The following is a 16754-nucleotide window of genomic DNA, read 5'->3' on the forward strand; positions in this document are numbered from 1 at the left end:
TCCCGCAAAGGAACGCCATGCACCACGAGCTCACCCTGCGCGTCGGACTCCTGCGCGGCCTCGGCGCCGCGGCGGCCGCCGTGACCCTCGCCGGCGGACTCACCGCGTGCGGTGACGCCGAGGCCACCGGGACGGCGACGGCCTCCGGCAAGGTCACCGTCGGCGCGGAGTCCAACGGCGCCGCCCGGCAGACCGAACTGTCCGTCCCCGTCGTCGAGTCGCTGCGCGCCCGGCTGCCCGAAGCCGTCCGCGAACGGGGCGAGCTGGTCGTCGGCGTCGGCGCGCTCCCCGCCGGCTTCCCGCCGCTCGCCTACCTCGGCACCGACCAGAAGACGCTCACCGGGGCGGAGCCGGACCTGGGCCGGCTGGTGGCCGCCGCCCTCGGGCTCAAGCCGGTGGTGAAGAACTCCACCTGGGAGAACCTCTTCGTCGGCATCGACAGCGGCAAGGTCGACGTGGCCTTCACCAACGTCACGGTGACCGAGGAACGCAAGAAGAAGTACGAGTTCGCCTCGTACCGGCAGGACAACCTGGCCTTCGAGGTACTGAAGGACAGCCCCTGGAACTTCGACGGCGACTACCGCAGCCTCGCGGGCAGGACGGTCGCCGTCAGCTCGGGAACCAACCAGGAGAAGATCCTCCTGGAGTGGCAGAAGAAGCTGCAGGCCGAGGGCAAGGACCTCACCGTCAAGTACTTCCCCGACACCAACAGCGTCTTCCTCGCCCTGAGCGGCAAGAAGATCGACATCAACTTCGCCCCGAACCCCTCCATCGCCTACCACGTCACCCAGACCGCGAACGGCAGCACCCCCACGCGCAACGCGGGGGCCTTCTCCGGCGCCGGCGAGTCCTTGCAGGGCCTGATCGCGGCGACCGCCAAGAAGGACAGCGGGCTGGCCGAGCCGGTGGCCGCGGCCGTCAACCACCTGATCGAGAACGGCCAGTACGAGAAGCTGCTGGCGGCCTGGAACCTGTCCAACGAGGCCGTCAAGACCTCGGAGGTCAACCCGCCCGGCCTGCCCCTGAGCAACTCATGAGCACCCCCGCGCACACCTCGCTGTCCCCCCACGTCCTGGACAACCCGGCCTGGGCCTCCCTGTCCGGCGCGCACACCGCCTTCGCCGAGTACCCGGCGGGCGGCGCCGCCGACGGCGCCCCCGCGGCCCGCGCGGCCCGCGCCGCCCGCTACTCCCCGGACGTCTCGCCCTTCGCCGCCCTCGCCGACCCGGGCGACCCGCGTTCCTGGGCCGACCTGCGCGCGCTGACCGGCGACGGCGAGGTCGCCTCGCTCGCCGGGGTGCTGACCCCGCCCGACGGCTGGGAGACCGTCGGGCGGATCCAGGGCGTCCAGCTCGTCGACACCTCGCTGCGCGCCGAGCCGGCCCCGGAGGCGGTCCGGCTGGGCGCCGCCGACGTGCCGGAAGTCCTCGCGCTGATCCGGCTGACCGAGCCCGGGCCCTTCCTGCCCCGCACCGTCGAACTGGGCACCTACCTCGGCATCCGCCGGCAGGGCCGGCTGGTCGCGATGGCCGGAGAGCGGCTGCGTCCGCCCGGCTGGACCGAGATCAGCGCGGTGTGCACCCATCCCGACCACCGGGGCCAGGGCCTGGCGACGAGGCTGGTGCGGGCCGTCGCCGCGGGCATCCGGGAGCGCGGCGAGGTCCCGTTCCTGCACACCGCGGCGAGCAACACGCGGGCGATCCGGCTCTACGAGTCGATCGGCTTCACCCTGCGCCGCCGGCCCTTCTTCCTGGCCGTCCGGGCCCCGGGCAACACCGCTGCCAACTTCTCTTAATATTCCGGTCATTGTATGGCACCGCTATCGGGCGTAGCGTTTTCGAAAGAAATTGATGACGGGCCGAATTACGTGATCCCGCATCAGCTTCCCTTTTCCGTACGCCGAGCAGGAAGGCGCAATTCTCCGTGTCCGTTTCCTCATCGTCCCCGGCGCCCCTGCACCTCGCCGTCGCCCTCGACGGCGCGGGCCGGCACCCGGCCGCCTGGCGCGAGCCCGGCGCCCGGCCCGCCGAGCTCTTCACCGCCCGCTACTGGGCCGGTCTCGCCACCGAGGCCGAGACCGGGCTTCTCGACTTCATCACCTTCGAGGACGGCCTCGCCCTCCAGTCCTCCTCGCCCACCGGACCCGACGCGCGCACGGACCGGGTCCGCGGGCGGCTGGACGCGGTGCTCACCGCCGCCCGCGTCGCACCCCTGACCCGGCACATCGGGCTGGTCCCGGCCGTGACGGCCACCCACACCGAGCCCTTCCACATCTCCAAGGCGATCGCCACGCTCGACCACGTGAGCCGGGGCCGGGCCGGACTGCGGATCCAGGTGTCCGGGCTCGCCCACGAGGCAGGGCACTTCGGGCGGCGGACCGCTCCGTTCGCGGACGCGGAGCTGTACGCGGAGGCCGCCGACCACGTCGAGGTGATCCGGCGGCTGTGGGACAGCTGGGAGGACGACGCGGAGATCCGGGACGTGGCCACGGGCCGGTTCGTCGACCGCGCGAAGCTCCACCACATCGACTTCGAGGGCCGCCACTTCAGCGTCAGGGGTCCGTCGATCACCCCGCGCCCGCCGCAGGGACAGCCCGTCGTCAGCGCGTCCGGCGACGGCGAGGCCTCGTACGCGCTCGTCGCCCGGTCCGCCGAGGTCGGATACGTGGCCGCGCGCGACGACGGCGGCACGCGCGCCGCCGTGGCGGCGATCCGGCGGGCCCGGGAGGCGACCGGGCTCGCGGCGGAACCGCTGCACCTCTTCGGGGACCTCACCGTGTTCCTCGACGCGGACGCTCCGGCGGCCGCCGCACGCCTGGAGCGCCTCGACGCGCTCGCGGGTGCCCCGTACGACGGTGACGGCGCCGTCTTCACCGGGAGCCCCGGGCAGTTGGCGGACCTGCTCCTCGAACGGCGTTCGGCAGGCCTGTCGGGCTTCCTGCTGCGGCCGGGTGTGATCGCCCACGACCTGCCCGCCATCACCCGGGGGCTGGTGCCGGAGCTGCAGCGGCGCGGGGCGTTCCGCCAGGAGTACGAGGCGGACACCCTGCGCGGCCTGCTCGGGCTGGAGCGCCCGGCCAACCGTTACGCGCGGCCCGCAGCCTGATCACGGCCCGGCCCGCCGCCGGCCCGGACCCTCCGGAAGGACGAACCATGAGCAGCAAGCCGCTCAAGCAGATCCATCTCGCGGCCCACTTCCCGGGCGTCAACAACACCACCGTGTGGAGCGACCCGGCCGCCGGCAGCCACATCGACTTCGACTCGTTCATCCATTTCGCGCAGACGGCCGAGCGGGCCAAGTTCGACTTCCTCTTCCTCGCGGAGGGGCTGCGGCTGCGCGAACAGGGCGGTGAGATATACGACTTGGACGTGGTCGGCCGGCCCGACACCTTCACGGTGCTCGCCGCCCTGGCCGCGGTGACCGACCGCCTGGGTCTGACCGGCACCATCAACTCCACCTTCAACGAGCCCTATGAGGTGGCCCGCCAGTTCGCCACGCTCGACCACCTCTCGCAGGGCCGGGCCGCCTGGAACGTGGTCACCTCCTGGGACGCCTTCACCGGCGAGAACTTCCGGCGCGGCGGATTCCTGCCGCGTGAGGACCGCTACTCCCGCGCCCAGGAGTTCCTGGCCACCGCCACCGAGCTGTTCGACTCCTGGGACGGCTCGGAGATCGCCGCCGACGCGGGGTCCGGCACCTTCCTGCGCGACGCGCGGGCCGGGGCCTTCGCCCACCGTGGCCGGCACTTCGACATCGAGGGCCGCTTCAACGTGCCGCGCAGCCCGCAGGGCCGTCCGGTGATCTTCCAGGCGGGCGACTCCGAGGAGGGCCGGGAGTTCGCCGCCGCCGGCGCCGACGCGATCTTCGGCCGGTACGGGACCCTCGACGCGGGACGGGAGTTCTACGCGGACGTCAAGGGCCGGCTCGCCGGGCACGGCCGTACGCACGACCAGCTGAAGATCCTGCCCGCGGCCACCTTCGTCCTCGGGGACACCGACGCGCAGGCGCGGGAGATCGCGCACGAGGTGCGCCGCCTCCAGGTCAGCGGGCAGACCGCGATCAAGTACCTGGAGCACGTCTGGAACCGGGACCTGTCCGCCTACGACCCGGACGGTCCGCTGCCCGAGGTCGACCCCCGGGTCGGGGAGAACACCATCGCCCTCGGGCGGGCGAGCGTACGGCAGTTCCGCGATCCGCTCGCCACCGCCCGGCAGTGGCGCGAGCTGGCCCGGGCCAAGAACCTGTCGATCCGCGAGCTGGTCATCAGGGCCACCGCCGACCAGACCTTCGTCGGCTCGGCCGCCACGATCGCCGAGTCGATCAACACGCTGGTGCAGGCGGACGCCGCCGACGGATTCATCCTGGTCCCCCACATCACCCCGGGCGGTCTGGACGGCTTCGCGGACTCCGTCGTACCGCTGCTCCAGGAGCGGGGGGTCTTCCGCACCGAGTACGAGGGCACCACCCTGCGCGACCACCTCGGCCTCGCGGTTCCGGCCCCGGCCCCGGCCCCGGCCCCGACTCCGGCTTCGGCCCCGGCCCCGGCCTCGTGAAATTCCTCGCCATCACCCTGATCACGGACTCCCCCGACCCGGCGACGGGCGGCCTGAAGCCCGCCCGGGAGCGGTTCCGCGAGGTGGTCGCCGCCGCGCTGCTGGCGGAGCAGCTCGGCTTCGACGGCTTCGGCGTGGGCGAGCGCCACGAGCGGCCCTTCCTGTCCTCCTCGCCGCCCGTGGTGCTCAGCCACATCGCCGCGCTCACCCGCCGGATCCGGCTGTTCACCGCCGTCACCACCCTGAGCCTGCTCGACCCGGTGCGGGCGTACGAGGACTACGCGACGCTCGACCACCTCAGCGACGGGCGCCTGGAGCTGATGATCGGCAAGGGCAACGGCACGGCGCAGCGTGAGCTGTTCCAGGTGTCCCCCGAGGATCAGTGGGAACGCAACGCCGAGGGCTACGAGCTGTTCCGCCGGATCTGGCGGGAGGACAAGGTGAGCGCGCAGCCGCGCTTCCGGCCCGCGCTGAGCGGTGCGGAGGTGCTGCCGAGGCCGTTCCAGCGGGCCTTGCGGGTCTGGCACGGCAGTGCCACGAGCCGGGAGTCGGTCGATCTCGCGGCGCGTTACGGCGACCCGCTGTTCTCGGCGAACGTCACCCACCCGATCGGCCCGTACGCGGAGCTCATCCGCCACTACCGGGAGCGCTGGGAGCACTACGGGCACGATCCGGCCCGGGCGGTGGTCGGCGCGGGCACGGCCGGCTACCACGCGGCCCGCACCTCGCAGCTGGCGGTCGCGGCGTACCGGCCGGCGTTCGCGCGCTACCTCGCCTTCCACGGGCAGCTGGGCACGGCCCCCGTCTTCCCGACCCTGGAGGACTTCGTCGAGCGGAGCTCGGCACTGATCGGCAGCCCCCAGCAGGTGATCGAGAAGGTGCACCGCTACCACGAGGCCTTCGGCCACACGGCCCTGCACCTGCAGGCCGAGGCGGGCGGGCTCGCCGAGGCGGACCACCGCGCCTCGCTCGAACTCTTCCAGTCGGACATCGCGCCGGTCCTGCGCCGTGCGATACCCGACCCCTGCTTCCCCGACCTTTAAGGAGCCCGGACATGCCCGGCATCCCTCTCGGGGTCCTCGACCTCGTCCCCGTCCCGTCCGGTTCCACCGCCGCCGAGGCCCTGCGGCACAGCATCGATCTCGCGCGGCGGGCCGAGGAGTTCGGCTACGCCCGCTACTGGTTCGCCGAGCACCACCTCAATCCCGGGGTGGCCGGGACCTCCCCGGCGGTCGTGCTCGCGCTGACCGCCTCCGCGACCTCGGCCATCCGGCTCGGCTCCGGCGCGGTGCAGCTCGGGCACCGCACGGCGCTGTCGACCGTCGAGGAGTTCGGCCTGATCGACGCGCTGCATCCCGGGCGCATCGACCTGGGGCTGGGCCGTTCGGCGGGCCGGCCCCGGCCGTCCGACGGTCCGGGCCCGCAGCCGCCGGTCACCCCGGTCGTGGACGGGTACGCCCCGAACGGGCTGCGGATCCCCGACCCGTTCTCCTTCGCCCATCTGCTCGGCCATCCGCGGGTGGCCCTCCAGCAGAAGCTGCTGAACCTGCCGGGGGCCCAGCCGCAGGAGTACGGCGAGCAGGTCGACGACGTGCTCGCGCTGCTGCGGGGCGAGTACCGCTCGCCGGAGGGGGTGGAGGCGCATGCCGTCCCCGGCGAGGGGGCCGACGTGGAGGTGTGGATCCTGGGCAGCAGCGGCGGGGTGAGTGCGGAGACGGCGGGTCGCAACGGGCTCCGGTTCGCGGCCAACTACCACGTCAGTCCGGCGGCGGTACTGGAAGCGGCCGCGGGGTACCGGGCCGCCTTCAAGCCGTCGGCCGAGCTGGAGCGGCCGTATCTGTCGGTGTCCGCCGACGTGGTGGTGGCCGAGGACGAGGAGACGGCGCGCGAACTGGCCACCGGGTACGGGGCCTGGGTCCGCAGCATCCGGACGGCCGAGGGAGCCATCCCCTACCCCACCCCGGCCGAGGCCCGGGCCCTGCCGTGGACCGACGCGGACCGGAGGCTGGTGGCCGACCGGCTGGAGACCCGGTTCGTCGGCTCCGCCCGGACCGTCGCCGATCACCTGGAGCGGCTCCAGGCGGCGACCGGCGCGGACGAGCTGCTGATCACCACGATCACGCACGGACACGCGGACCGGGTGAACTCCTACCGGCTGCTCGCCGAGGAGTGGCACCGCCGGGCGCACTGAGGAGGTCACACATCCTGCCGAGAGCCGCCCGCTGCCGGAGGGACCCGGCGGCGGGCGGCTCGTTCGTCAGTTGTCGCGGACCGCGACGATGCCGTTGAAGACACCGACGTACGCGGTGCCGTCGGGGCCGAGGGTGATCGGGGCCCAGTTGTTGTCGTAGAGCGGACCGGTGCCGGTCAGCTGCCGCCAGCGGCGCTCACCCGTGCGGAAGTCCACGGCCGTGAGGTACCAGGCGTCGATGCCCCAGGCGTTCGGCTCCTTCTCGTAGAAGTAGAGCAGCCCGTTCGCGGTGGAGAGTTTCGGGACCACGGAGGGAGCGCGGATCGCGCTCTCCCAGACCGTGTCGCAGCCGCTGCCGTCGGCGCGGACGTCGATGCGGGCCACTCCGCCCACGACGGACTTGCCCAGCAGCAGGGTGGTGGGGTTCTCGTAGCCGTAGTTGTTCTCGACGACGATGCTGTTGCCCCAGGTGACGAGGGAGTTGTCGGTGGTCGAGGCGCCGGAGCCGAACACCGGCACCTTGCAGACCAGCCGCCGGTCGGCGGGGACGTCCACGCCCCGCTTGTAGACCAGGACGTTCATCCGGTCGTCGGCGTTGTCGGTGATGGCGACGTAGTCCTGGCCGAAGAGGTCCGGGGTGGTGCCCGAACCCTGGTTGACCGAACCGGGCTTGGACGCCGTGCCCCGGTCGTACGTCTGGCGCCACTGGATCTCGGGGGTGCCGTCGGTACCGGCACGGAAGCTGTAGAGCGCGTGGTCGGAGACGATGGAGACACCGTCCTCGGCGACCGAGAAGGAGTTCTGGATCTCCTCGCCCCGCAGCTGGACGGAGCGGATCCGCGAGGTCGCCGGATCCACCGTGCCGACCCGGCCCTGGCGGGTGACCCACCAGATGCGACCGTTCCAGTCGGGCATCACGGATGTGACGGGGTCACAGGTGCCGCTGGGCCACAGGTTGGTCCACGTCACGCAGTCGTGCGGGACCTGCCCGGTGAGGTCCCAGTCGTTGTCGACCGTGAACTTCCAGCTTCCGTCGGGGTTCTGGGAGTGGGCCAGGCGCAGGATGTGCTGGCGGGAGTCGGCCAGCACGGCCCGGTCCTGGTTGTCCAGGTAGAAGTAGGCACCGCCCGAGGTGTCCTTGAAGATCTTCGCGAAGTCGAGCGAGGTGATCGCCTCGACCGTCGAGGAGCGCTGCGGGAGCTGGTGTTCCGCGAGCGTGGCGAGCGTACGGGGCTCCAGGAGCTTGACCTTGAAGCCGGAGAAGGTGCCGCACACCGTGACGAGCCGGCCGGCCGAGTCGAAGGTCGCGGTCGCGCACTCGCCGCCGAGTGCGGCGATCTTCTCGCTGGTGACCTTCGGGTTCTTGCCGAGCGGCCCCGACCAGGGGGAGGTGGCGCTGCCCGCCGCGTCGGAGTGCATGCCGCTGCGGCCGTTGGGCGCGAGGAAGGGGTGCTGCGGCGGCGCCTCGCCGGGCAGGGGGGCGGCGGCCGCGGGGGCGCCGTCGTAGTGGGTGACGAGGCGGTGGCCGGGGGCCTTGGGTATCTCCTCGGCCTGGGCCGGCGAGCCGCCGTACATCACCGTGAGTGCGGCGACGACGGGCAGCACGGCGCAGTTCAGCGATCTTCGGAACATCCGGGCTTCCTCCATGTCTCTCAGCGTTGTTGACATTGCGTCTGATGTCGCGCCGCCGCCAGACGCTAGATCGCACCGCTTGAGGAGTCCATGGATGGACCGGATGATTCACGAAGGCGCAACAGTCGATCAAGGATGGAGGCTGGACACCACGTTCGCGGTGGCCGTCAGGCCGTCGTGGATGGTCGTGGCCATGCTGCTGCTCGCGAGGTAGAAGCCGAGCAGCGCGCAGACGACGGCGTGCGAGAACTTCAGACCGCCGCTGCGCAGGAAGATCCAGGCCAGGATGAGGAGCAGGACGACCACCGAGAGGGAAATCACCATCGAAACCTCCTTACTCGCCGCCATGGTGGCGCAGGAGGGGGTGCCTTCGGGCGAAAGACATGTCCGCCGTACGGGTGTTGACCGTCCGTGACGGCCGGTCGGTCCTTGACGAACGTCGCGGAGCGACCGGCGCGGGAGCGGAAGGACACGAAGCCGGGCACTCCGCGGGCCACCGGGCGCAGGGGTCTTGTCGGGCTCGCACCCGCCGTGCCATATATGTCTAGACCATTAAGGAAGCCGAGGAAGGCACCCCGTGCGACGCAGCGCCCCCACGCTCGCCCTCTGCCTGGCCGTCGCAGGCATCACCGGCATCACAGCCTGCACCGCGCCCGACACCGAACCCCCGCCCGCCCCCGCCGGACTGACCGCCCAGGCCGGCAGCGCGACCAGCGTGCACGTCATGTGGGACGCGGCGGCCGACCGGGACGGGGTGACCGGCTACCAGGTCTTCGAAGCCGGCCGCCTCGTCCGCGAACTCCCCGCCGAGAAGACCATGGCGGACATCACCGGCCTCGCCCCGCAGACCGGTTACGCCTTCACGGTCCGGGCCAAGGACGCCGCCGGGAACCTCTCCGGCCCCGGCCCGGCCGCCCGGGTGACCACCCCGGCCGCCAAGGCCGAGGACCGCACGGCCCCCACCGCCCCGGCCGCCACCACCGCCCGGGCGACCGGGCCCCGGTCCGCCCAGGTGTCCTGGACGGCGGCGACCGACGACACGGGCGTCACGGCCTACGACGTCTACCAGGGCGGCGTCCGGATCCACACCGCCGGCCCCGGCGAGAGCGCCACGGCCCTGAACACCCTGCGGCCGGACACCGTCTACACCTTCACCGTCCGGGCCCGCGACGGGGCGGACAACTCCTCCCCCGACGGCCCGCCGGTGGACGTGACGACCCCGCCCGCCTCCGGCGACGGTCCCGGCACGGCCCCCGCCGCATTCGCCGCGACCGCCGCCCCGGGCACCGTCACACTGACCTGGACCGCCCCGGACACCGGTGGCGAGACCACCGAGTACGAGCTGTACGTCAACGGACTGCCCACGACCGTCATCCAGTTCGGAGCGGGTGCGGTGCCCAGCGGCCGGGCGGAGCACCGGCTCACGGTGGCCGAGCCGACCGGCACGGTCTGGGCCGTGAAACTGCGGGCGAGACTCCCCGACGGCAACTGGGGATCCTTCTCCGCGGAGCGGCGGATCACACTCGTCGCGTGAAAGAAGACACCGATCCGGCCTGAACGGCACGGCCGCACGGGAAGATCGCGCACAATACATCCGTGTTCGGTGAGTACTCGTTCAATGACAATCAGGCAGACTCCGCGGACGGCGATCCCGGACCGGGTCCCTGCCCGGTGCCCGGCAACCTGCCCCCGGAACCTGCGAGCTTCGTCGGCAGGGTGGACGAACTCCGGCTGCTCGACGGCCTGTTGAACGAGCGAAGACTGGTCACCCTCACCGGGGTGGGCGGTGTCGGCAAGTCACGGCTCGCCCTACGCGCCGTCGCCGCCGCCCGCCAGGCGCGCCCCGACGGGGTCTGGTGGGTGGAGCTGTCGCCCCTGCGCGATCCGAGCCTGCTCACCGCCACCGTCGCCCACACCGTCGGCCTCGCCGACCACTCCCCGCGCCCGCCCGACGAAGAGCTGTGCGCGTGGATGGCCGACAAGAAGCTGCTCCTCGTGCTGGACACCTGCGAGCACCTGGTGGCCGACTGCCGCCATCTGGTCGGCGAACTCCTGCAGTCCGCGCCCGGGTTGACGATCCTGGTCACCTCCCGCGAGCCGCTCGGCATGCCGACCGAGGAGGTCGTCGAGGTCCGGCCGCTGCCCTGCGAGGGGCCCGACAGCGACGCCCTCACGCTCTTCCGGGCCCGCGCCCTGGCCGCGACCCCGCGGGCGGCGGCCGTCTTCGCCGACCCGGCGCGGACGGCGGTGGCCGCCGAGGTGTGCCGGCGCCTGGACGGCATCCCGCTCGCGCTGGAACTCGCGGGCGCCCGGCTGCGGTTGTGGACGCTGGAGCACATGGCCGAGCGGATCGGCGAACGCTTCGAGGTGCTGTCCGACGCCCGGGCCGCGCTGCCGCGCCGGCACCAGACCATGCGGACCACGATCGGCTGGAGCCACGAACTGTGCGAGCCGCTGGAACGGCTGCTGTGGGCCCGGCTCTCGGTCTTCACCGGCGACTTCGACATCGCCGCGGCGCGCGCGGTGTGCTCGGGCGGGCCGCTGCCCGCCGCCCGGGTGGAGCGCGTACTGGCGGGCCTCGCCGCCAAGTCCGTGGTCCTGCGCATCGAGGAGCGCGGGTCCGGGGCCCGCTACCGGATGCTGGACACGATCCGCGAGTACGGACAGGACTGGCTGGGCGAGCTCGGCGAGGTGGAGATCGTCACCGACCGGCACGCCCACTGGTACGCGGCGCTCTCCCAGGCCGCCGACCGGGGGTGGATGGGCCCGGGGCAGGTGGACTGGTACCGCAGGATCACCGCCGAGCACGCGCAACTGCGTACCGCTCTGGAGCACCTGATCGCCGCCGACCCGACGGCGGCGCTGGAGATGGCCGGGGCCCTGTGGTTCTACTGGTTCGCGTGCGGGCACGTGCACGAGGGCCGCGGCTTCCTGGAACGGGCCCTGCGGGGCGCCCCGCGCACGGGGGCCGCGTACAACCAGGCCGTGTGGGCCCTCGGACTCACCGCGCTGCTCCAGGGCGACATGGACGCGGCGCGGCAGCTCGGCGACGAGTGCACGCGCGACGCGGCCCGGCTCGCGGACCCCGAGCGGGAGCTGCGCGCGGGTTACCTGCACGCGGTGTCGGTCCTCATGCCCGGCGACCCCGTACGGGCTCTGCGGCTGGCCGGCCCCCGGGCCCGGGCGGGCCACGGCGGACGCGCCAGCGGCACGGGCTGGCTCCTGTGCAAGCTGGCCACCGGCTACGCCCTGTGCGACCTGCGGCGCTTCGAGGAGGCGACCGAGGAGGCGCGGTCCCTGCGGGAGGCCTGCGCCGAGCTCGGCGAGCGCTGGCTGCGGGCGTACGCGGACTACATCCTGGCGGTGGCGGCGCTGGGCCTGGGCGATCACGGGGAGGCCGCCCGGCACGTACGGGCGATGCTCTCGGGGAAACGGCTGCTCGGAGACCGCTTCGGCATCGCGCTCGGCCTGGACCTGCTGGCCGCGGCGGTGGCCGGGCTGGGCGACGGGGAACTCGCGGCGCGGCTGCTCGGCACCGGGCACGCCTGGTGGCGCACGGTGGGCCGGCCGCAGATGGGCTCACCCTCGCTGACGGCCCTGCGCGACCAGGGCGAGCGGCAGGCCCGCGCGGCGATCGGAGACGCCGCCTACGAGGCGGCGTTCCTGGGCGGCGCGGCGGCGCCCACCGGCTGAGTCTCGGCCGGTGGGTCTGGGGTACGGCCTAAATCCTGGGCTCCCGTCAGTACGGGAGGGGTCTGCCCGACGGTGTGCGCAGGTCCAGGTCTCGGGGGGCGGGCTTCGGGACGGGCTTACGGATCAGCTGCTGGCGCATGCTGCCTCCTCGCTCAGACCAGGGCCGGGCGGCGGGGTTCCACCGTGCGGCTGTCGGGGAGCAGTTCACCGGTGTCGTCGAACATCACGACTCCGTTGCACAGCAGGCTCCAGCCCTGTTCAGGATGGGAGGCCACAATGCGGGCGGCGTCGTGATCGGCGCTGTCGGCAGTAGGGCAGGGTGGCTGGTGGGAGCACATGGCGCACCTCCTCGCGAAGTGGGGCGGGAGGGCCGGTGGTCACCCGGTCGAATCCGCGATCCACGGTGGCGGTGAGTATTACTGATCGCCACCCCCGGACGGAACCCATATCCGCCGTCCAGTTCACGGTGTGTATGCCCGATTACCATGCGCTCATGCCCGCTATCCGGATCATTCACCGCACGTCTTTGCCGCCGGTCGAGGCGTGGCCGATGCTCACGGACTGGGAGCGCCACGGCGAGCAGGTCCCACTCACCCGGACGATCATCGAGACGGCTCCCCCGACCCACGTCGGAACGATCTTCACGGCTCGGACCGGCGTGAGCAGGATCACATTCGACGATCGCATGGAGGTCGTCGTGTGGCGACCCCCCGCGGAGGGTTTGCCGGGATTGGTCCGGCTGGAGAAGCGCGGCCGGTCGGTGACGGGCTGGGCGGAGATCGAGATCCGCCCCCTCGTCACGGGCGGCGCGGAGGTCCTCTGGCGGGAGGAGCTGCGCCTGCGCGGCCTTCCCCGCGCCCTGGATCCCGTGGTCGCGGCGGCGGGCCGTCTCCTCTTCGGCCGGGCCCTCGCACGGCTGCTGCGGCCTTAAGGTTTCGTGATCACCGTGCCGGTGATCACGAAGCGACCGAGGAGATCTCCGTGGCCACTCCGCCACAGCCGCAGCAGCAGGGCGCCGGCCCGTACAACCCCTACGCCGCGCCCGTCCCGCAGCAGGGCGGCCCGGCCGGCCCCGGGTACGCGGGACCGCAGCCCTACGGCACGTACGGGGCGTACGGCACGCACCCGGAGCCGGGCCGGTACGGCTGCCGGCTGTGCGGGGCCTGGCCTGCCGCGCACGCGACCGTACGCGGCCACCAGGGCCTGATCGTGCTGATGCGGTTCCTGAGCCTGCGCGGACCGTTCTGCCGCGACTGCGGGCTCGCCACCTACCGCCGGATGTCCTCGGACACCCTGTGGCAGGGCTGGTGGGGGCCGCTGTCCGCCTTCATCACGCCCGTGACGCTGCTGATGAACCTCGGCCCGCGGGCGGCCTTCCGCAAGCTCGCTCCCCCGGCGGGCGGCCACCGGCCCGCGCTCGACCCGGGCAAACCGATGTGGCGCCGGGCTCCGGTCCTGCTCTTCCTCCTGCCGGTCCTGCTCGTCGTGCTGGCGGTCCCGGCCCTCTTCGTGGCCGCCGCGGTGTTCGGCGACCCCAGGCTGTCCGCGGGACAGTGCGTACGCAACGAGGGCAGCTGGGTCGAGCAGGAGCTGGAGATCGAGTCCTGCGCCTCGCCCCGCGCCGAGTTCCGGGTCACCGAGCGCCTGGGCACGCCCGGTGCGCGATGCGCCGCGGGCGACTACGTATCCGACCCGAAGTACAGCCGGAACGATTTCACCACCTTCTGCCTCACCCCGCTGGGCTGAGGCGCGGGGTACGGGTACGGGGTACGGAGCGTTGTGCCCGTACCCCGTACCTCGCCCGTCCCGACCGGGCCCGTCGGCTAGCGGATCGGCATGCCGGAGATCGTGCGGGCGATCACCAGGCGCTGGATCTCACTGGTGCCCTCGAAGATCGTGTAGATGGCGCTGTCGCGGTGCATGCGCTCCACCGGGTACTCACGGGTGAAGCCGTTGCCGCCGAGGATCTGGACCGCCTGGGCGGTGACCTTCTTGGCGACCTCGCTCGCGAAGAGCTTCGACATCGAGCCTTCCGCCGACTCGAACGGCCGGCCCGCCACCGCCATCCAGGACGCGCGCCACACCAGCAGCCGGGCCGCGTCGATCTGCGTGCGCATGTCGGCGAGCTGGAAGGCCACGCCCTGGTTGTCGATGATCGGGCGGCCGAACTGGGTACGGGTCTTCGCGTAGTCGAGGGCCACCTCGTACGCGGCGCGCGCGGTGCCGACGGCCATCGCGCCGACGGCCGGCCGGGAGGCCTCGAAGGTGGCCATGGCCGCGTTCTTCACACGCTCCCCGCCGCCGCTGCGGGCGCGCTCGTGGGCCCGCGCGAGGCGCTCGTCCAGCTTCTCCTTGCCGCCGAGCAGGCAGGAGCCGGGGATCCGTACGTCTTCCAGCACCACCTCGGCGGTGTGCGAGGCGCGGATGCCGTGCTTCTTGAACTTCTGCCCCTGGGACAGGCCGGGGGTGTTCGGCGGGATGATGAAGGAGGCGTGCCCCTTGGTCCCCAGCGCGGGATCGACGACCGCGACCACGATGTGGACGTTGGCGATACCGCCGTTCGTCGCCCAGGTCTTGGTGCCGTTGAGCACCCACTCGTCCTTGGCCTGGTCGTAGACCGCCCGGGTGCGCATCGAGCCGACGTCGGAGCCGGCGTCCGGCTCGGAGGAGCAGAAGGCGGCGACCTTCACGTCGTCCGGGGTCCCGTACATCTGCGGGATCCAGGTGCCGATCTGCTCCTCGGTGCCGTTGGCGACGACGCCGATGGCCGCGAGTCCGGTGCCGACGATGGACAGCGCGATGCCCGCGTCGCCCCAGAAGAGCTCCTCCATCGCCATCGGAATGCCGAGGCCGGTCGGGTCGAAGAACTGCTGGGCGTAGAAGTCCAGCGAGTAGATGCCGACCTTGGCGGCCTCCTGGATGACGGGCCAGGGAGTCTCTTCGCGCTCGTCCCATTCCGCGGCGGCGGGGCGCATCACATCGGCGGCGAAGCCGTGGATCCAGTCCCGTACCTGCTTCTGGTCGTCGTTCAGCTCCATGGTGAACTCCGCCATGTCCCCTCCACCTGTCTGCACTCGTCCCTGCGGAAGTTACTAGCGGTAACCTACGCGAAGACCACAGTCTGTTACCGGCGAGTAAGCACTGTCAAGCACCGTCCGCACCGGCCACGACGCCGGACGGGGTGACCTCCGATTCGATCGACGGGGTATGCGGGGTGTTACGTTGCGTGGGCGTCACGCACATCGCAAGGGCGGGGAGAGAAACACGTCATGGAGACCACTCAGCAGGCCGGCGAACCGGGAGCGGCCGAACGCCGCCGGCGGGAGCTGCTCGAAGCCGCCGACCGGGTCGTGCTCAGGGACGGCCCCAAAGCCTCCATGAACGCGATCGCGGCGGAGGCAGGCATCACCAAGCCCATCCTCTACCGGCACTTCGGGGACAAGGCGGGCCTCTACCAGGCCCTCGCCGTCCGGCACACCGACGCCCTGCTCGACTCGCTGCGGGCCGCGCTCGACGCCCCCGCCGAGCGGCGCCGCCGGGTGGAGGCGACCCTCGACACCTATCTTGCCGCCATCGAGGCCCGCCCGCAGGTCTACCGCTTCCTCATGCACCCGGCCGAGGACTCCCACAGCGCCGAGCGCGGCTTCGACGTCGGCCTGCACTCGGCCCCGCTGCTGCGCCGGCTCGGCGAGGAGCTGGCCGAGGTGATCGGCGAACGCGTGGACCTCGGCCCGGGGGGCGAACGCCTCGCCCGGATCTGGGGTCACGGCATCGTCGGCATGATGCACGCGGCCGGTGACTGGTGGCTGGGCGAACGGCCCTGCGAGCGCGCGGACCTGGTCGCGGGCCTCACGGACCTCCTGTGGGGCCGCCTGGCCACTGCCGGCAACCGGGTCGACGGCCCGGGCTTCTAGCCGGATTCAGCCTCTCCTGGGCCACATTCAGCCCCGTCGGCGTTTGAGCAGGGGGCACCTCCCAGCGGTAGCTGGGGGAGGTCCGGGCGGAGCCCGGTGCCCGGCGGAGCCGGGTTTCCTGGGCCCCGCCCCAGACCCCGCTCCTCAAACGCCGGAGGGGCTGGACGTGCCCGGATCGGCGCCGGCGAGGCAAAGGGTCGACCGGGCTAGCCGCGCAGTGCCCCGGCTCCCCAAGGGGTCTTGCGGATGGCGCGCCGCAGGCGGCGGGATCGGAGGCCGGTCACGCGGTCCGCGTACACGATCCCGTCGAGGTGGTCGCACTCATGCTGCAGGCACCGCGCGAAGAACCCCGTCCCGGAGATCCGGACAGCCGCCCCGTCCGACGTGACGCCCTCGACCACCGCGTGGTCGAAGCGGACCGTCCCCGCCTCCAGCCCCGGCAGGGACAGGCACCCCTCCGGCCCCAGGAACTCGTCCCCGTCGGCCGTCACCAGCCGCGGGTTGACGATGTGCCCGACGTGGCGGACATCCTCGTCGTCGGGGCAGTCGTAGACGAACACCCGCTGTCCGACGCCGATCTGGTTCGCCGCGAGCCCGACGCCCTCGGCGGCGTACATCGTGGCGAACATGTCCTCGATGAGCCGGTCGAGTTCCGGGCCGAACGCGGTGACTTCCGCGCACGCGGAGTGGAGCACCGGATCACCCAGCAGGCTCATGGTGCGGACGAGGCCGGAGGTACCGGGGATGGGGCGCTGTCGCATGGCCTTAAGC

At 72.5% G+C, this 16754-nt stretch carries 16 protein-coding genes; 11 read left to right on the forward strand and 5 right to left on the reverse strand.

The window, feature by feature from the left end; genetic code table 11:
• The first annotated feature begins 17 nt into the window (after positions 1 to 17).
• The 6 genes from ACFY0D_RS29465 (at position 18) to ACFY0D_RS29490 (ending at position 6744) form a co-directional block, all read left to right on the forward strand.
• Positions 18 to 1037: an ABC transporter substrate-binding protein gene (locus tag ACFY0D_RS29465; RefSeq protein WP_390801060.1), complete on the forward strand. Its 1020-nt coding sequence runs from the start codon at positions 18 to 20 to the stop codon at positions 1035 to 1037.
• Entirely contained in the window at positions 1034 to 1795 is a 762-nt protein-coding gene (locus ACFY0D_RS29470) for a GNAT family N-acetyltransferase (RefSeq protein ID WP_390801061.1), read from the forward strand. Before ACFY0D_RS29465 ends, ACFY0D_RS29470 begins: the two co-directional genes overlap by 4 nt.
• 128 nt (positions 1796 to 1923) lie before the next feature.
• Positions 1924 to 3105 carry an LLM class flavin-dependent oxidoreductase gene (locus ACFY0D_RS29475; RefSeq protein ID WP_390801062.1) on the forward strand — a complete coding sequence of 394 codons (1182 nt, stop codon included), beginning with the start codon at positions 1924 to 1926 and terminating at the stop codon, positions 3103 to 3105.
• A 47-nt stretch (positions 3106 to 3152) separates the two neighbouring features.
• A complete protein-coding gene (locus tag ACFY0D_RS29480) occupies positions 3153 to 4553 on the forward strand; it encodes an NtaA/DmoA family FMN-dependent monooxygenase (protein ID WP_390801063.1) in 1401 nt (466 codons plus the stop codon).
• Complete coding sequence (locus ACFY0D_RS29485) at positions 4550 to 5596, forward strand: LLM class flavin-dependent oxidoreductase (protein ID WP_390801064.1); 1047 nt, start codon at positions 4550 to 4552, stop codon at positions 5594 to 5596. The genes ACFY0D_RS29480 and ACFY0D_RS29485 overlap by 4 nt, the downstream gene beginning before the upstream one ends.
• A gap of 11 nt (positions 5597 to 5607) precedes the next feature.
• Positions 5608 to 6744 carry an LLM class flavin-dependent oxidoreductase gene (locus ACFY0D_RS29490; RefSeq protein ID WP_390801065.1) on the forward strand — a complete coding sequence of 379 codons (1137 nt, stop codon included), beginning with the start codon at positions 5608 to 5610 and terminating at the stop codon, positions 6742 to 6744.
• 66 nt (positions 6745 to 6810) lie between these two features.
• On the opposite strand, the gene ACFY0D_RS29495 is transcribed toward ACFY0D_RS29490, so the two are convergent.
• Positions 6811 to 8376: a hypothetical protein gene (locus tag ACFY0D_RS29495; protein ID WP_390801066.1), complete on the reverse strand. Its 1566-nt coding sequence runs from the start codon at positions 8374 to 8376 to the stop codon at positions 6811 to 6813.
• Between the two features lie 129 nt (positions 8377 to 8505).
• Complete coding sequence (locus ACFY0D_RS29500; protein WP_390801067.1) at positions 8506 to 8700, reverse strand: hypothetical protein; 195 nt, start codon at positions 8698 to 8700, stop codon at positions 8506 to 8508.
• A 253-nt stretch (positions 8701 to 8953) separates the two neighbouring features.
• Here ACFY0D_RS29500 and ACFY0D_RS29505 point away from each other — a divergent pair, with 253 nt between their 5' ends.
• Both ACFY0D_RS29505 and ACFY0D_RS29510 read left to right on the forward strand, forming a co-directional pair.
• On the forward strand, positions 8954 to 9910 hold the full coding sequence (locus ACFY0D_RS29505) for a fibronectin type III domain-containing protein (RefSeq protein WP_390801068.1): 957 nt from the start codon (positions 8954 to 8956) through the stop codon (positions 9908 to 9910).
• A 62-nt stretch (positions 9911 to 9972) separates the two neighbouring features.
• Positions 9973 to 12069, forward strand: a complete 2097-nt coding sequence (locus tag ACFY0D_RS29510) for an ATP-binding protein (RefSeq protein WP_390801069.1) — start codon at positions 9973 to 9975, stop codon at positions 12067 to 12069.
• Between the two features lie 152 nt (positions 12070 to 12221).
• Here the strand turns inward: ACFY0D_RS29510 and ACFY0D_RS29515 are convergent, their stop codons facing one another.
• Entirely contained in the window at positions 12222 to 12407 is a 186-nt protein-coding gene (locus tag ACFY0D_RS29515) for a DUF5999 family protein (RefSeq protein WP_030388211.1), read from the reverse strand.
• 155 nt (positions 12408 to 12562) lie between these two features.
• Here ACFY0D_RS29515 and ACFY0D_RS29520 point away from each other — a divergent pair, with 155 nt between their 5' ends.
• On the forward strand, positions 12563 to 13000 hold the full coding sequence (locus ACFY0D_RS29520) for an SRPBCC family protein (protein ID WP_390801070.1): 438 nt from the start codon (positions 12563 to 12565) through the stop codon (positions 12998 to 13000).
• A 50-nt stretch (positions 13001 to 13050) separates the two neighbouring features.
• Complete coding sequence (locus tag ACFY0D_RS29525) at positions 13051 to 13815, forward strand: hypothetical protein (protein WP_390801071.1); 765 nt, start codon at positions 13051 to 13053, stop codon at positions 13813 to 13815.
• A gap of 77 nt (positions 13816 to 13892) precedes the next feature.
• Here ACFY0D_RS29525 and ACFY0D_RS29530 read toward each other — a convergent pair whose 3' ends face one another.
• A complete protein-coding gene (locus ACFY0D_RS29530) occupies positions 13893 to 15122 on the reverse strand; it encodes an acyl-CoA dehydrogenase family protein (protein WP_329104625.1) in 1230 nt (409 codons plus the stop codon).
• Between the two features lie 216 nt (positions 15123 to 15338).
• Here ACFY0D_RS29530 and ACFY0D_RS29535 point away from each other — a divergent pair, with 216 nt between their 5' ends.
• Positions 15339 to 15983 carry a TetR family transcriptional regulator gene (locus tag ACFY0D_RS29535; RefSeq protein WP_301372652.1) on the forward strand — a complete coding sequence of 215 codons (645 nt, stop codon included), beginning with the start codon at positions 15339 to 15341 and terminating at the stop codon, positions 15981 to 15983.
• A 206-nt stretch (positions 15984 to 16189) separates the two neighbouring features.
• Here the strand turns inward: ACFY0D_RS29535 and def are convergent, their stop codons facing one another.
• A complete protein-coding gene (gene def, locus ACFY0D_RS29540; protein ID WP_390801072.1) occupies positions 16190 to 16744 on the reverse strand; it encodes a peptide deformylase in 555 nt (184 codons plus the stop codon).
• Positions 16745 to 16754: the final 10 nt, after the last annotated feature.

This window comes from Streptomyces sp. NPDC001502 (assembly GCF_042894785.1).
GTDB classification, from domain to species: Bacteria; Actinomycetota; Actinomycetes; order Streptomycetales; family Streptomycetaceae; genus Streptomyces; species Streptomyces kutzneri.

Coding starts and splice junctions, on each gene's coding strand:
- ACFY0D_RS29495 (WP_390801066.1), bottom strand. CDS start 8,376: ATGTTCCGAAGATCGCTGAACTGCGCCGTGCTGCCCGTCGTCGCCGCA.
- ACFY0D_RS29520 (WP_390801070.1), top strand. CDS start 12,563: ATGCCCGCTATCCGGATCATTCACCGCACGTCTTTGCCGCCGGTCGAG.
- ACFY0D_RS29515 (WP_030388211.1), bottom strand. CDS start 12,407: ATGTGCTCCCACCAGCCACCCTGCCCTACTGCCGACAGCGCCGATCAC.
- ACFY0D_RS29465 (WP_390801060.1), top strand. CDS start 18: ATGCACCACGAGCTCACCCTGCGCGTCGGACTCCTGCGCGGCCTCGGC.
- def (WP_390801072.1), bottom strand. CDS start 16,744: ATGCGACAGCGCCCCATCCCCGGTACCTCCGGCCTCGTCCGCACCATG.
- ACFY0D_RS29500 (WP_390801067.1), bottom strand. CDS start 8,700: ATGGTGATTTCCCTCTCGGTGGTCGTCCTGCTCCTCATCCTGGCCTGG.
- ACFY0D_RS29490 (WP_390801065.1), top strand. CDS start 5,608: ATGCCCGGCATCCCTCTCGGGGTCCTCGACCTCGTCCCCGTCCCGTCC.
- ACFY0D_RS29530 (WP_329104625.1), bottom strand. CDS start 15,122: ATGGCGGAGTTCACCATGGAGCTGAACGACGACCAGAAGCAGGTACGG.
- ACFY0D_RS29470 (WP_390801061.1), top strand. CDS start 1,034: ATGAGCACCCCCGCGCACACCTCGCTGTCCCCCCACGTCCTGGACAAC.
- ACFY0D_RS29535 (WP_301372652.1), top strand. CDS start 15,339: ATGGAGACCACTCAGCAGGCCGGCGAACCGGGAGCGGCCGAACGCCGC.
- ACFY0D_RS29480 (WP_390801063.1), top strand. CDS start 3,153: ATGAGCAGCAAGCCGCTCAAGCAGATCCATCTCGCGGCCCACTTCCCG.